A 15,216-nucleotide genomic window follows, 5' to 3' on the forward strand; every position below is an offset into this window, starting at 1 on the left:
CCGCATTTTGCGGCAGTTTGTTTATTGCCAGTTGGAATAAGAAAGGACTTCATGAAACGTCTGCTGCTAACTGCGGTTCTCACCGTATTGATGATCGCCGAAGTTCACGCCGAGTCCTTCACTATCTCTGATATTCGCGTCAATGGCCTCCAGCGGGTCTCCGCGGGTAGCGTCTTTGGTGCTTTGCCGTTGAACGTCGGTGAACAGGCGGATGATCGCCGCCTGGTGGAATCCACTCGTGCGTTGTTCAAAACCGGTTTCTTTCAAGATATCCAGCTGGGCCGTGATGGCAACGTCCTGGTCATCACTGTAGTCGAGCGCCCGTCGGTCGCCAGTATCGAGATCGAAGGTAACAAGGCGATCTCTACCGAAGACCTGATGAAAGGCCTCAAGCAATCCGGTCTGGCCGAAGGCGAGATCTTCCAGCGTGCCACCCTTGAAGGTGTGCGTAACGAACTGCAGCGCCAGTACGTCGCCCAGGGTCGCTACTCGGCTACCGTCGACACCGAAGTGGTGCCACAACCGCGTAACCGCGTCGGCCTGAAGGTCAACATCAACGAAGGTACCGTTGCGGCTATCCAGCACATCAACGTAGTGGGCAACACGGTCTTTCCCGATGAAGACCTGATCGACCTGTTCGAACTCAAGACCACCAACTGGTTGTCGTTCTTCAAGAACGACGACAAGTACGCCCGTGAAAAGCTGTCCGGTGACCTGGAACGCCTGCGTTCCTACTACCTGGATCGTGGCTATATCAACATGGATATCGCTTCGACCCAGGTCTCCATTACGCCAGACAAGAAGCACGTCTACATCACCGTCAACGTCAACGAAGGCGAGAAGTACACCGTTCGTGACGTCAAGCTCAGCGGTGACCTGAAAGTCCCTGAAGACCAGGTCAAGTCCCTGTTGCTGGTGCAAAAAGGCCAGGTGTTCTCGCGCAAGCTGATGACCACGACTTCCGAGCTGATCACCCGTCGCCTGGGTAACGAAGGTTATACCTTCGCCAACGTCAACGGCGTGCCTCAACCACACGATGAAGATCACACCGTAGACATCCTGTTCGCAGTCGATCCGGGCAAACGTGCCTACGTGAACCGCATCAACTTCCGTGGCAACACCAAATCCGAAGACGAAGTGCTGCGTCGTGAAATGCGTCAGATGGAAGGCGGCTGGGCTTCGACCTACCTGATCGACCAATCCAAGACCCGACTGGAACGTCTGGGCTTCTTCAAGGAAGTCAACGTTGAGACTCCGGCCGTACCGGGTGTCGATGACCAGGTGGACGTCAACTACAGCGTTGAAGAGCAAGCCTCCGGTTCGATTACCGCCAGCGTCGGTTTCGCCCAGAGCGCCGGCCTGATCCTCGGTGGTTCGATCACCCAGAACAACTTCCTGGGTACTGGTAACAAGGTCAGCGTCGGCTTGACCAAAAGCGAATACCAGACCCGCTATAACTTCGGTTATGTCGACCCCTACTGGACTGCTGATGGTGTGAGCCTGGGTTACAACGCGTTCTACCGCACCACTGACTATGACGACCTCGATGTCGACGTGGCGAGCTATGCCGTAGACAGCCTGGGTGCAGGCGTGAGCGTCGGCTACCCGATCAGCGAGACTTCGCGTCTGACCTTTGGCCTGACTGCGCAACAGGACAAGATCAAGACCGGTCAATACACAGTCGACGAGATTTTCGACTTCGTTAACCGTGAAGGCGATGAGTATCTGAACTTCAAGGCTTCGGCCGGCTGGTCCGAATCCACCCTGAACAAAGGCGTATTGGCGACCCGCGGTCATTCTCAAAGCCTGACGGCGGAAGTCACCGTACCGGGTAGCGACCTGTCGTTCTTCAAGCTCGATTACCGTGGCCAGTTGTTCCAGCCACTGAGCGAAAACTACACCATGCGCCTGCACACCGAATTGGGTTATGGCGACGGTTACGGTTCGACCGATGGCTTGCCATTCTATGAAAACTACTATGCTGGTGGTTTCAACTCGGTTCGTGGCTTCAAGGACAGTACATTGGGGCCGCGTAGTACTCCAAGCCGCGGCACACTCAGTACTGGCAACCCGGGTACTCTTGCTGACCCGGACCAGGATCCACTGCCGTTCGGTGGTAACGTCCTGATTCAAGGTGGTGCAGAGATTCTGTTCCCGCTGCCGTTCGTCAAGGATCAACGATCCCTGCGTACCTCGGTATTCTGGGATGTGGGTAACGTATTCGACTCCAAGTGCGAGCAGACGACCAATACCAACCCTGCGTCGAAGTCCAATACGCAGTGTAACGATGTCAGTCTGAGCAACCTGGCCAGTTCCGTCGGTGTGGGTGTGACATGGGTCACCGCGCTGGGTCCTCTGAGCTTTGCCTTGGCCATGCCAGTAAAAGAACCGGATAACGCTGAAACCCAGGTGTTCCAATTCTCTCTTGGCCAGACGTTCTAAGCGTCTGTCCCAAAATAACGACAATGGATTTTGTAGGAGTGCATCGTGCGTAAGTTGACTCAATTGGTTCTCCTGGCGACCGTACTGGTAGCAGGTCCGGCGTTCGCCGACATGAAAATTGCTGTTCTGAACTATCAGATGGCTCTGCTGGAGTCCGACGCGGCCAAGAAATACGCCGTGGATGCCGAGAAGAAGTTCGGTCCTCAGCTGACCAAGCTCAAGTCGCTGGAAACCAGCGCCAAGGGCATTCAGGATCGCCTGATGGCCGGTGGCGACAAAATGCAGCAGGGCGAGCGCGAGCGTCTGGAGCTTGAATTCAAGCAAAAGGCCCGTGACTTCCAGTTCCAGTCCAAGGAGCTGAACGAAGCCAAAGCCGTTGCCGACCGTGAAATGCTGAAGCAGCTCAAGCCGAAACTGGACAGCGCTGTGGAAGAAGTCATCAAGAAAGGTGCTTTTGACCTGGTCTTCGAGCGTGGCGCAGTGATTGATGTCAAGCCTCAGTACGACATCACTCGCCAGGTTATCGAGCGCATGAATCAGCTGAAGTAACCCATGACCGTGACCATTAAGCTCGGCCAGCTGGCCGAGTTCCTCGGCGCCACGCTACGTGGCGACCCCGAGAAAGCAATTACTGGGCTAGCCACCTTGCAGGAGGCTGGCCCAGCTCAGTTGAGCTTTCTCGCAAACCCCCAATACCGCAAGTACCTGGCAGGCAGTCAGGCTGCAGCCCTGTTGCTCAAGGCCGCTGACGCCGAAGGTCATTGCGGGGATGTGCTGGTGGTGCCGGATCCGTACGCAGCCTACGCACGTGTTTCTCACCTGTTCGATCCCAAGCCCAAGGCGGCAGCCGGGATTCATCCGACGGCGGTGATCGCGGCGGACGCGGTTGTCGATCCCGCGGCGAGTATCGGCGCTTTTGTGGTGATCGAAAGCGGTGCGCAGGTTGCAGCCGGTACGACTGTCGGCGCGCATTGCTTCATTGGCGCTCGCAGCATGGTGGGTGAGGGTGGCTGGCTCGCGCCGCGTGTAACCTTGTATCACGACGTTCGCGTCGGCAAGCGGGTCGTCATTCAGTCGGGTGCAGTGCTTGGCGGTGAAGGCTTCGGCTTTGCCAATGAAAAAGGCATCTGGCAGAAAATCGCCCAGATCGGTGGTGTGCTGATCGGCGATGATGTTGAAATCGGCGTGAACACGGCTATAGATCGCGGCGCGTTGGCCGATACCGTCATCGGTAACGGCGTGAAGCTCGATAACCAGATTCAGATTGCCCACAACGTTCAGGTGGGCGATCACACCGCCATGGCGGCGTGCGTCGGGATCTCCGGCAGCACCAAAATCGGCAAGCATTGCATGCTCGCCGGTGGCGTAGGCCTGGTGGGACACATCGACATTTGTGACAACGTTTTCATTACCGGGATGACCATGGTGACCCACTCGATTACCGAGCCAGGCGCCTATTCTTCCGGTACGGCCATGCAGCCGGCAGCCGAGTGGCGCAAAAGCGCGGCACGTATTCGTCAGCTCGATGACATCGCGCGACGTTTGCGCCAGCTGGAAAAGCAGGCAGGGGAAGTGACCCCTGACGGTAATGCTTCATCAGATGGCTGATACCATTTCCATATCAAGTGTGCACAGCCGCTAGACTTGCGTCCTTGATTTGCTAGCGGAGCGTGCGCCAGTCGCGCGCCCCCAATCTTTACATAGGCTTCCCCCCGAAATGATGGACATCAACGAGATTCGCGAATACCTGCCTCACCGTTACCCGTTCCTGCTGGTGGACCGGGTAGTGGAGCTGGATGTTGAAGGCAAGCGCATTCGTGCCTACAAGAATGTCAGCATCAACGAACCGTTCTTCAATGGTCACTTCCCTGCGCATCCAATCATGCCGGGCGTATTGATCATCGAGGCAATGGCTCAGGCTGCCGGGATCCTTGGTTTCAAAATGCTCGACGTGAAACCGGCCGACGGCACGCTCTATTACTTCGTCGGTTCCGACAAGCTGCGCTTCCGCCAGCCGGTATTGCCGGGTGATCAGCTGATCCTTGAAGCCAAGTTCATCAGCTGCAAGCGTCAGATCTGGAAATTCGAATGCCAGGCTTCGGTCGATGGCAAGCCGGTCTGCTCGGCTGAAATCATCTGTGCGGAACGCAAACTATGAGTTTGATTGACCCTCGCGCAATCATCGATCCGACAGCCGTTCTGGCTGACGGCGTCGAGGTCGGCCCATGGTCGATCGTCGGCGCAGGTGTGGAAATCGGCGAGGGGACAGTCATCGGGCCGCACGTGATTCTCAAGGGCCCGACCCGAATCGGTAAACACAATCGCATCTACCAGTTTTCCTCGGTGGGTGAAGACACGCCTGACCTGAAGTACAAGGGCGAGGAAACCCGCCTGGTGATTGGTGATCACAACGTCATCCGTGAAGGCGTGACGATTCACCGTGGCACCATCCAGGACCGTTCGGAAACGACCCTGGGCGATCACAACCTGATCATGGCGTATGCCCACATCGGCCACGACAGCGTTATCGGCAACCACTGCATCCTGGTGAACAACACCGCTCTGGCGGGCCATGTGCATGTGGAAGACTGGGCAATCCTCTCCGGTTTTACCCTGGTTCACCAGTATTGCCACATTGGCGCCCACAGCTTCTCAGGCATGGGTACGGCGATCGGCAAGGATGTTCCTGCGTATGTCACGGTGTTCGGTAACCCTGCCGAAGCCCGTAGCATGAACTTCGAGGGCATGCGCCGTCGGGGTTTCAGCGAAGATGCGATCCACGCGCTACGTCGTGCCTACAAGGTGGTGTACCGCCAGGGCCTGACCGTGGAACAGGCGCTCGTCGAACTGGCTGAGCCTTCTGCGCAGTTCCCGGAAGTAGCGGTGTTCCGCGACTCCATCCAGTCTTCGACCCGCGGCATCACCCGCTAATCATGGCCAATCTGCGTATTGCGCTGGTAGCGGGTGAGGCTTCCGGTGACATTCTGGGTGCGGGTCTCATGCGCGCGCTCAAGGCTCGTCACCCTGCTGTCGAGTTCATCGGTGTCGGTGGTCCGTTGATGCAGGCTGAAGGCCTGACCTCGTATTTCCCGATGGAGCGTCTGTCCGTCATGGGCCTGGTGGAAGTGCTGGGCCGGCTGCGTGAGCTGCTGGCTAGGCGCAAGAAGCTGGTCGCTGATTTGATCGAGGCGAAACCCGATGTGTTCATCGGTATCGACGCGCCGGACTTCAACCTCAATATTGAACTCAAGCTGCGCCAGGCCGGGATCAAGACCGTGCATTACGTCAGCCCGTCGGTCTGGGCCTGGCGGCAGAAACGCGTGCTGAAGATTCGCGAAGGCTGCGACCTGATGCTCACGCTGTTCCCGTTCGAAGCCCGATTCTACGAAGAGAAAGGCGTGCCGGTGCGGTTCGTCGGCCATACCCTGGCCGATGCCATTCCACTCGAAGCCGATCGCGCTGCTGCGCGGGCCGAACTCGGTTTGCCCGACGGGCCGCTGGTGGCATTGATGCCCGGCAGCCGTGGCGGTGAAGTTGGCCGGCTCGGTGCTTTGTTTCTCGATACAGCGCAGCGCCTGCGGGCAATGCGTCCGGGTGTGCGATTTGTCATGCCTTGCGCCAGTCCTCAACGCCGGACCCAGATCGAAGCATTGCTGGCCGGTCGCGATTTGCCACTGACCTTGCTCGATGGCAAATCCCATCTGGCCCTGGCCGCGTGCGATGCGGTGTTGATTGCCTCCGGCACTGCAACGCTTGAAGCGCTGCTGTACAAGCGACCGATGGTGGTCGCCTATCGCCTGGCGCCGCTGACGTTCTGGATTCTCAAGCGCATGGTGAAAAGCCCCTACATTTCGTTGCCGAACCTGTTGGCCCAGCGTCTGTTGGTGCCCGAGTTGTTGCAGGACGATGCCACGGTCGAAGCGCTGGCCCAGACCTTGTCGCCGCTGATCGAGGGTGGGGAAGAGCAGACCCGCGGTTTTGACGAGATTCACCGGACCCTGCGTCTGGATGCCTCCAACCAGGCTGCTGACGCAGTGCTGAACCTGATCGGCCAAGTAAAATGAGTAAAACGAATATGCAGATGGGGCTGGATTTCACCTTGGTCGCTGAAATCGAAGAGTTGGTTGCCGGTGTCGATGAAGTCGGTCGCGGCCCGCTCTGTGGCGCGGTGGTGACGGCGGCAGTGATCCTTGATCCGAACCGCCCGATCCTCGGCCTGAACGACTCGAAGAAGCTCACCGAAGCCCGTCGCGAAAAGCTCTACGACGAAATCTGCGAAAAAGCCCTGAGCTGGTGCATCGCTCGCGCCGAAGTCGAAGAAATCGACGAACTGAATATCCTGCACGCCACCATGCTGGCCATGCAGCGTGCGGTCGCCGGGCTGCACGTTCAGCCGAAGCTGGCGATGATCGACGGCAACCGTTGCCCGAAACTGCCGATGCGCTCCGAGGCCGTGGTCAAGGGCGATAGCAAGGTCCCCGCCATCGCCGCCGCATCGATTCTGGCCAAGGTCAGCCGTGATCGTGAAATGGCCGCGTTCGAATTGATCTACCCGGGTTACGGCATCGGCGGGCATAAAGGCTATCCGACCCCCGTTCATCTGGAAGCGCTCGCCCGTCTTGGGCCGACCCCGATTCACCGGCGTTCGTTTGCCCCGGTGCGGCTGGCGTATGAGGCGCTAGAGAGCGCCGTAGAGAGTTAGTCGCAAGGCTGATTTTTTTTACCAAGGCCCGGTACAATCCGGGCCTTGTTGTCTTCATGTTTATAGACAGGATCATTATGCCGGCTTCATTCGTTCACCTACGCCTGCACACTGAATACTCCCTGGTCGACGGTCTGGTGCGGATCAAACCGCTGGTCAAGACCCTGGTCGGCATGAACATGCCTGCCGTAGCGGTCACCGACCAGAACAACATGTGTTCCCTGGTCAAATTCTATAAAAACGCCATGGGTGCCGGGATCAAGCCGATCTGCGGCGCCGACCTGTGGCTGTCGAACAAGGATCCGGACAACCCGCTGAGCCGGATCAGCCTGCTGGTGATGAACGCCGAAGGCTATCGCAACCTTACCGAACTGATTTCCCGCGGTTTTATCGATGGTCAGCGCAATGGCGCGATCATCATCGAGCGCGAATGGGTTGCTGAAGCCAACTCGGGCTTGATCATGCTGTCGGCGGCCAAAGAAGGCGAGATCGGCCAGGCCATGCTCAGCGGCAACCCCGCCGAGGCCGAAACCCTGGCCCGCGAATGGATGGAAGTGTTTCCGGATCGTTTCTATCTGGAAATCCAGCGCACCAACCGCCCCAACGATGAAGAACAACTGCACGGCGCCGTGGCCCTGGCCGAGAAGCTCGGTGCGCCGCTGGTGGCGACCAACGATGTGCGCTTCATCAAGCAGGAAGATTTCGCCGCCCACGAAACCCGCGTGTGCATCGGCGAGGGCCGCGCCCTCGACGATCCGCGGCGTTCGAAGAATTACAGCGACCAGCAGTACCTCAAAAGCGCCGAGGAAATGGCCGAGCTGTTCAGCGACATTCCCGAGGCGCTGGAAAACACCGTCGAGATCGCCAAGCGCTGCAACATCGAAGTGAAGCTGGGCACGCACTTCCTGCCCAACTTCCCGATCCCCGATGGCATGACCATCGACGAGTACTTCCGCAAGGTGTCCTTCGACGGCCTGGAAGAGCGCCTTTCCGTTCTGCTGCCCAAGGACACTACCGAAGACTACGAGGCCAAGCGTCAGGTCTATGTCGACCGGCTGAATTTCGAGCTGGATATCATCATCCAGATGGGGTTCCCCGGTTACTTCCTGATCGTGATGGACTTTATCCAGTGGGCCAAGAGCAACGGTGTACCCGTGGGCCCTGGCCGTGGATCGGGTGCCGGATCGCTGGTGGCCTACGTACAGAAGATCACCGACCTCGATCCGCTGGAATATGACCTGCTGTTCGAACGATTCCTCAACCCGGAACGGGTATCCATGCCCGACTTCGACGTCGACTTCTGCATGGACGGTCGTGACCGGGTAATCGACTACGTAGCCGAGAAGTACGGCCGCAACGCGGTAAGCCAGATCATCACCTTCGGTTCCATGGCGGCAAAGGCCGTGGTCCGCGACGTGGCGCGGGTGCAAGGCAAGTCCTATGGCCTGGCGGATCGTCTGTCGAAGATGATTCCGTTCGAAGTCGGCATGACCCTGGAAAAGGCCTACGAGCAGGAAGAGATCCTGCGCGACTTCATCAAGGTCGATGAAGAGGCCGCGGAAATCTGGGAGATGGCCCGCAAGCTCGAAGGCGTTGTGCGTAACGTCGGCAAGCACGCCGGTGGTGTGGTGATCGCACCGACCAAGCTGACCGACTTCTCGCCGATCTATTGCGACGAAGCCGGCGACGGCCTGGTAACCCAGTTCGATAAGGATGATGTCGAGGCGGCCGGCCTGGTGAAGTTCGACTTCCTCGGTCTGCGGACCCTGACGATCATTGACTGGGCGCTGAAAACCATCAACCGCGAGCGCGCCAAGGTCAACGAACCGCCGCTGGATATCGCGTTCATCCCGCTGGATGACAAACCGACCTACACCTTGCTGCAAAAAGCCGAAACCACGGCCGTGTTCCAGCTCGAATCCCGGGGCATGAAGGAGCTGATCAAAAAGCTCAAGCCCGACTGCCTGGAAGACTTGATCGCACTGGTGGCGCTGTTCCGTCCGGGGCCGCTGCAATCGGGCATGGTGGACGACTTCATCAACCGTAAGCACGGCCGCGCCGAGCTGGCGTATCCGCACTCGGACTACCAGTACGAAGGCCTCAAACCTGTACTGGCACCGACTTACGGCATCATCCTGTATCAGGAACAGGTGATGCAGATTGCCCAGGTCATGGCCGGTTACACCCTCGGTGGTGCGGACATGCTGCGTCGAGCCATGGGTAAGAAAAAACCCGAGGAAATGGCCAAACAGCGTGGTGGCTTCATTGAAGGTTGCGCCACCAACAACATCGATGCGGACCTCGCCGGTAACATCTTCGACCTGGTAGAAAAGTTCGCCGGTTACGGCTTCAACAAATCCCACTCCGCCGCCTATGGCCTGGTGTCGTACCAGACCGCGTGGCTGAAGGCGCACTACCCGGCGCCGTTCATGGCCGCGGTACTCTCGGCGGATATGCACAACACCGACAAGGTCGTGACCTTGATCGAAGAAGTGCGGACCATGAAGCTGCGTCTCGACGCGCCGGACGTGAACACCTCCGAATTCAAGTTCACGGTGAACGACGAAGGCCGGATCATTTACGGTCTTGGTGCGATCAAGGGCGTGGGCGAAGGCCCGGTCGAGGCGATCACCGAAGCGCGTCTGGCCGGTCCGTTCAAGGATCTGTTCGATTTCTGCGCACGGGTCGACCTCAAGCGTATCAACAAGCGCACCCTCGACGGTTTGATCCGCAGCGGTGCCCTGGATCGCCTCGGGCCGTATTTCCACGATGAGCAGAAAGCCTACCAGGCCAACATCGACCGCAATCGCGCGGTGCTGCTGACGGCCATGGAAGAAGCGATCAAGGCGGCCGAACAGACCGCGCGCACCCAGGACAGCGGTCACTCCGACCTGTTTGGCGGTCTGTTTGTCGAAGAGGACGCCGACGTCTACGCCAATCACCGCAAGGCCAAGGAGCTGACCCTCAAGGAGCGCCTGAAAGGGGAGAAAGATACCCTCGGCCTGTACCTGACCGGTCACCCGATTGACGAATATGAAGGTGAAATCCGTCGCTTCGCCCGCCAGCGCATCATCGACCTGAAGCCGGCGCGTGATACCCAGACTGTTGCCGGGATGATCATTGCCTTGCGGGTGATGAAGAACAAAAAGGGCGACAAGATGGGGTTCATCACCCTCGACGACCGCTCCGGACGGATCGAGGCCTCGCTGTTTTCCGAGGCGTTCCATTCCGCGCAGTCGCTGTTGCAGACCGACGCGATGGTGGTGGTCGAAGGCGAGGTCAGCAATGACGACTTCTCCGGTGGCCTGAAGTTGCGGGTCAAGCGGGTGATGAGCATGGAGGATGCGCGCACCAATCTGGCCGAGAGCCTGCGCTTGAAGTTGCATGCCAAGGACCTCAAGGGCGATCAGCTACGCTGGCTGGGTGAACTGTTGAAGCGTCACCGCGGTGCGTGCCCGATCACCATGGACTACACCAGTCCCGATGCGAAGGCCTTGTTGCAGTTCGGCGAAGGCTGGCGAATCGATCCGGCGGATGCGTTGATTCAAGCCCTGCGTGACCAGTTCGGGCGAGACAACGTCTTCCTCCAATACCGTTGACGGTCAGTGCTATCAGATTGCCCTGACCTTGACCTGAATTTTTAATCTCGACCTCAACGCGCCCGTCCCTTAAGGTAGGGCGCGAATAGACAACCGGCCGGCCCAAGAACCCTTGGGACTCGACCCAAGACGGACGCCTATGAACCCGAATTTTCTAGATTTCGAACAGCCGATCGCCGACCTGCAAGCCAAGATCGAAGAGTTGCGCTTGGTCGGTAATGACAATTCGCTGAATATCGGCGATGAGATCTCCCGCCTGCAGGACAAGAGCAAAACGCTGACCGAAGACATCTTCGGCAAGCTGACCAGCTGGCAGATCGCACGTCTGGCGCGTCACCCGAAACGTCCGTATACCCTGGACTACATCGAACACATCTTCACCGAGTTCGACGAACTGCACGGTGACCGTCACTTCTCGGACGACGCTGCCATCGTTGGCGGTATTGCCCGTCTGGACGACAAGCCGGTGATGATCATCGGTCACCAGAAAGGCCGTGAAGTGCGCGAGAAGGTTCGCCGCAACTTCGGCATGCCGCGTCCGGAAGGCTACCGCAAGGCTTGCCGCCTGATGGAAATGGCCGAACGTTTCAAAATGCCGATCCTGACCTTCATCGACACCCCGGGCGCTTACCCTGGCATCGACGCTGAAGAGCGTAACCAGAGTGAAGCGATTGCCTGGAACCTGCGTGTCATGGCCCGCCTGAAAACCCCAATCATCGCCACCGTGATCGGTGAGGGTGGTTCCGGTGGTGCACTGGCGATCGGTGTCTGCGATCAGTTGAACATGCTGCAATACTCGACCTACGCGGTGATCTCGCCGGAAGGTTGCGCTTCGATTCTGTGGAAAACCGCCGAGAAAGCACCGGATGCCGCGGAAGCAATGGGCATTACCGCCGAGCGCCTCAAGGGCCTGGGCATCGTGGACAAGGTGATTGGCGAGCCATTGGGCGGCGCGCACCGTGACCCGGCCGCCGCAGCCGCATCGATTCGTGCTGAGCTCAGCTCGCAACTGGCGATGCTGAAGAAGTTCGATAACGACGCGCTGCTCAAGCGCCGCTACGATCGACTGATGAGCTACGGTCTCTGATCGAATATTGATTCGACCAGCGACGCAAACCACTGTGGGAGCGAGCTTGCTCGCGATGACGGTAAAACAGTCGACGAATATGTTGAATGTTAAGCCGCTATCGCGAGCAAGCTCGCTCCCACATTTGATTTGTGCATAGGGGCAGATATGGGTCGGTCCGCATTTGATTTGCCTTCCAGACTTTTGCTGAATCTGAAACCATGGCGCAATGCTGCGACCTGGCACATCGCCTTCTCCGGCGGCCTGGACTCCACTGTCCTGTTGCACCTTCTGGCAACACTCTCCAAAACCGAATCCCTGCCGGCGCTCAACGCCATCCATGTTCATCACGGCCTTCAAGCCGTGGCCGATGCGTGGCCGGAACATTGTCGTACTGTGTGCGCTGCGCTGGGCGTGCCGCTGCAAGTGGTTCGCGTGCAGGTGCAACCGGGTGCCAGCCTTGAACGTGCAGCCCGGGATGCGCGGTATCACGCCTTCACTGAAACCGTTCAGGCCAACGAAGTGCTGCTGACTGCCCAGCACCGCGACGATCAGGCGGAAACCCTGTTGTTTCGCTTGTTGCGCGGAGCGGGCGTGCGCGGATTGTCCGCAATGCCGCGTCAGCGCCCGTTGGGCAAGGGGCATTTGCTGCGGCCATTGCTTGATCTCACGCGCGCTGAACTGGAGGCTTATGCCAGTGCGCATGGCTTGAGCTGGATCGAAGATCCCTCGAACCAGGATCGGCAGTACTCGCGCAATTACCTGCGGCATCAAGTCATGCCCGTGCTGATCCAGCGCTGGCCGCAAGCGGTGGCAACCATGGCCCGCAGCGCGGCGCATTTGACTGAAGCGCAGGGGCTGCTCGAAGAACTGGCGGACATGGATTTGCGTGAGGCCAGCTCTGCCAGTGAGTTTGCCTGGCTGGGCTTGCGATCCCTTGAACTGGCGCCGCTTGCGCAATTGTCTGATGCCCGGCAGCGCAATGCCTTGAGTCACTGGCTCGAACCGCTGACCCGCCTGCCGGATACCGACCATTGGTCGGGTTGGGAAAATCTGCGCGACGCCACCGGCGATGCCTGCCCGGTGTGGCGGCTGGCGGATGGCGAACTGCACCGTGCAGGCGGACGCATTTGGTGGCTGTCCGGTTGCTGGCTGCGCACTGTGCCTTCTGCTGGGGCGTGGCAAAGTCCAGCATCGCCTCTGATATTGCCGGATAACGGTGTACTGAGTGTCACCGGGCAAATCCCCGATGGCCCGCTGCATATCCGCTATCGTGAAGGGGGAGAGGTCATGGCATTGCCAGGCCGCGGTCATCGGGACCTGAAACGTTTGCTCAATGAAAGCGCTGTACCGTCCTTCGTGCGCGGCAGATTGCCGCTGCTCTACAAAGACGGGCAACTGCTGGCGGTAGCGAACCTCAAGGGACTCGATGGTGGTGCGCTCGGCGACTGGCATTTGCATTGGCAGCCACTGAACGAAGATCAAGGTTTGAGCTGAAAGGGGCTTTCCGGTAGACTACGCTCCCTTCTTGATACAACTTCTGTGGATTCGCCTGAATTGCAGGAGTTGCCGATTACCAAGCAGTCTTTGCTGGGCGATTCCAAAAAATGTGTAGCGAGCAACGAACCGGTGTTTCATTTTCCGGTCTGTCCCAACGCGGCGGTTTTTTCGAAAGGTGCACTGTGATTAATGCAGGTGATCGGGGGCTTCGGCCTTCCTTCGCTTTCCCCGGCGGCTCGGACCGCTTTAACGCAGACTTCTAGGGTTTTTCATGACGCGCTACATATTCGTCACGGGCGGTGTTGTTTCTTCATTGGGGAAAGGCATTGCATCGGCATCATTGGCGGCCATCCTGGAGGCGCGGGGACTTAAGGTCACCATGCTGAAGCTGGACCCGTACATCAACGTCGACCCGGGCACCATGAGCCCGTTCCAGCACGGTGAAGTGTTCGTCACTCATGACGGCGCCGAGACCGACCTGGACCTGGGCCACTACGAGCGGTTCATCCGCACGACCATGACCCAGAACAACAACTTCACCACTGGCCGTGTCTACGAACACGTCCTGCGCAAAGAACGCCGTGGTGACTACCTGGGTGCAACCATCCAGGTGATCCCGCACATTACCGACGAAATCAAGCGCCGCATCATCAAGGGTGCTGGTGACGCTGACGTGGCAATGGTCGAGATCGGTGGCACCGTGGGTGACATCGAGTCGCAACCGTTCCTCGAGGCGATCCGCCAACTGCGTTTCGAAGTCGGCGCCAAACGCGCGATGCTGATGCACCTGACACTGGTGCCGTACATCGCCACTGCCGGCGAAACCAAGACCAAGCCAACCCAGCACTCGGTGAAGGAACTGCGTTCCATCGGCCTGCAACCAGACGTGCTGGTCTGCCGCTCCGACCACCCGATCGATGTGTCGTCGCGTCGCAAGATCGCGCAGTTCACCAACGTTGAAGAACGTGCGGTGATCGCGCTGGAAGACGCCGATACCATCTACAAGATCCCGGGCATCCTGCACTCCCAGGGCCTGGACGATTTCGTCGTCGAGCGTTTCGGCCTGCAATGCGGCGGTGCCGATCTGTCCGAGTGGGAAGCCGTGGTCGACGCCAAGCTCAACCCTGAGCACGAAGTCACCATCGCCATGGTCGGCAAGTACATGGAGCTGCTGGACGCCTACAAGTCGCTGATCGAAGCGATGAGTCACGCCGGCATCAGCAACCGTACCAAGGTCAACCTGCGCTACATCGATTCCGAAGACATCGAGAACCAGGGCACCGCGCTGCTGGAAGGCGTCGATGCCATCCTGGTACCTGGCGGCTTCGGTCTACGTGGCGTTGAAGGCAAGATCACTGCCGTTCAATACGCTCGCGAAAACAAGGTTCCGTACCTGGGTATCTGCCTGGGCATGCAAGTGGCCGTTATCGAGTTCGCACGTAACGTGATGGGCTGGAAAGACGCCAACTCCACCGAGTTCGATCGTGCAAGCGGTCACCCGGTCGTGGGCCTGATCACCGAGTGGGAAGATGCCACCGGCGCTGTCGAAACCCGTACCGAAACCTCCGATCTGGGCGGCACCATGCGCCTGGGCGCGCAGGATTGCCTGCTGGAGCCGGGTTCCCTGGTCCACGGTTGCTACGGCAAGGACGTGATTGTCGAGCGTCATCGTCATCGCTACGAAGTGAACAACAACCTGCTGCCGCAAATCATGGAAGCCGGTTTGAAAATCTCCGGTCGTTCCGGTGATGGCGCACTGGTCGAAGTCGTTGAAGCTCCGGATCACCCATGGTTCGTCGCTTGCCAGTTCCACCCTGAGTTCACCTCGACGCCACGCGACGGTCATCCGCTGTTCAGCGGGTTCGTCAAGGCAGCGTTGGTTCAACACCAGAAGAAGGCGTAACCCC

The 15,216-nt window shown here is 58.8% G+C and carries 11 protein-coding genes; all 11 read left to right on the top strand.

Annotated elements, in window-relative coordinates; translation table 11 throughout:
• Nucleotides 1-51: 51 nt before the first annotated feature.
• A complete protein-coding gene (gene bamA / locus KGB28_RS04435; protein WP_223442768.1) occupies nucleotides 52-2,442 on the top strand; it encodes an outer membrane protein assembly factor BamA in 2,391 nt (796 codons plus the stop codon).
• A 45-nt stretch (nucleotides 2,443-2,487) separates the two neighbouring features.
• Nucleotides 2,488-2,991, top strand: coding sequence for an OmpH family outer membrane protein (locus KGB28_RS04440; RefSeq protein WP_150727682.1), 504 nt, complete (start codon nucleotides 2,488-2,490; stop codon nucleotides 2,989-2,991).
• A 3-nt stretch (nucleotides 2,992-2,994) separates the two neighbouring features.
• Nucleotides 2,995-4,050, top strand: coding sequence for a UDP-3-O-(3-hydroxymyristoyl)glucosamine N-acyltransferase (gene lpxD, locus KGB28_RS04445; RefSeq protein WP_223442770.1), 1,056 nt, complete (start codon nucleotides 2,995-2,997; stop codon nucleotides 4,048-4,050).
• A 109-nt stretch (nucleotides 4,051-4,159) separates the two neighbouring features.
• Nucleotides 4,160-4,600 carry a 3-hydroxyacyl-ACP dehydratase FabZ gene (gene fabZ, locus KGB28_RS04450; protein WP_007978374.1) on the top strand — a complete coding sequence of 147 codons (441 nt, stop codon included), beginning with the start codon at nucleotides 4,160-4,162 and terminating at the stop codon, nucleotides 4,598-4,600.
• On the top strand, nucleotides 4,597-5,373 hold the full coding sequence (gene lpxA / locus KGB28_RS04455; protein ID WP_046041139.1) for an acyl-ACP--UDP-N-acetylglucosamine O-acyltransferase: 777 nt from the start codon (nucleotides 4,597-4,599) through the stop codon (nucleotides 5,371-5,373). Before fabZ ends, lpxA begins: the two co-directional genes overlap by 4 nt.
• A gap of 2 nt (nucleotides 5,374-5,375) precedes the next feature.
• Nucleotides 5,376-6,506 carry a lipid-A-disaccharide synthase gene (gene lpxB / locus KGB28_RS04460; RefSeq protein ID WP_150727679.1) on the top strand — a complete coding sequence of 377 codons (1,131 nt, stop codon included), beginning with the start codon at nucleotides 5,376-5,378 and terminating at the stop codon, nucleotides 6,504-6,506.
• A gap of 11 nt (nucleotides 6,507-6,517) precedes the next feature.
• Nucleotides 6,518-7,144 (top strand): ribonuclease HII, encoded by a 627-nt coding sequence (gene rnhB / locus KGB28_RS04465; RefSeq protein ID WP_150812975.1) that lies wholly within the window; start codon nucleotides 6,518-6,520, stop codon nucleotides 7,142-7,144.
• Nucleotides 7,145-7,221: 77 nt separating this feature from the next.
• Nucleotides 7,222-10,743, top strand: a complete 3,522-nt coding sequence (gene dnaE / locus KGB28_RS04470; protein ID WP_223442772.1) for a DNA polymerase III subunit alpha — start codon at nucleotides 7,222-7,224, stop codon at nucleotides 10,741-10,743.
• Nucleotides 10,744-10,882: 139 nt separating this feature from the next.
• A complete protein-coding gene (locus tag KGB28_RS04475) occupies nucleotides 10,883-11,830 on the top strand; it encodes an acetyl-CoA carboxylase carboxyltransferase subunit alpha (RefSeq protein ID WP_223442774.1) in 948 nt (315 codons plus the stop codon).
• Nucleotides 11,831-11,977: 147 nt separating this feature from the next.
• Entirely contained in the window at nucleotides 11,978-13,306 is a 1,329-nt protein-coding gene (gene tilS / locus KGB28_RS04480; RefSeq protein WP_223442776.1) for a tRNA lysidine(34) synthetase TilS, read from the top strand.
• A 274-nt stretch (nucleotides 13,307-13,580) separates the two neighbouring features.
• Nucleotides 13,581-15,212, top strand: coding sequence for a CTP synthase (locus KGB28_RS04485; protein ID WP_150727676.1), 1,632 nt, complete (start codon nucleotides 13,581-13,583; stop codon nucleotides 15,210-15,212).
• Nucleotides 15,213-15,216: the final 4 nt, after the last annotated feature.

The sequence above is a fragment of the Pseudomonas sp. BF-R-19 genome (assembly GCF_019956445.1).
Taxonomy (GTDB): Bacteria; Pseudomonadota; Gammaproteobacteria; order Pseudomonadales; family Pseudomonadaceae; genus Aquipseudomonas; species Aquipseudomonas fluorescens_BH.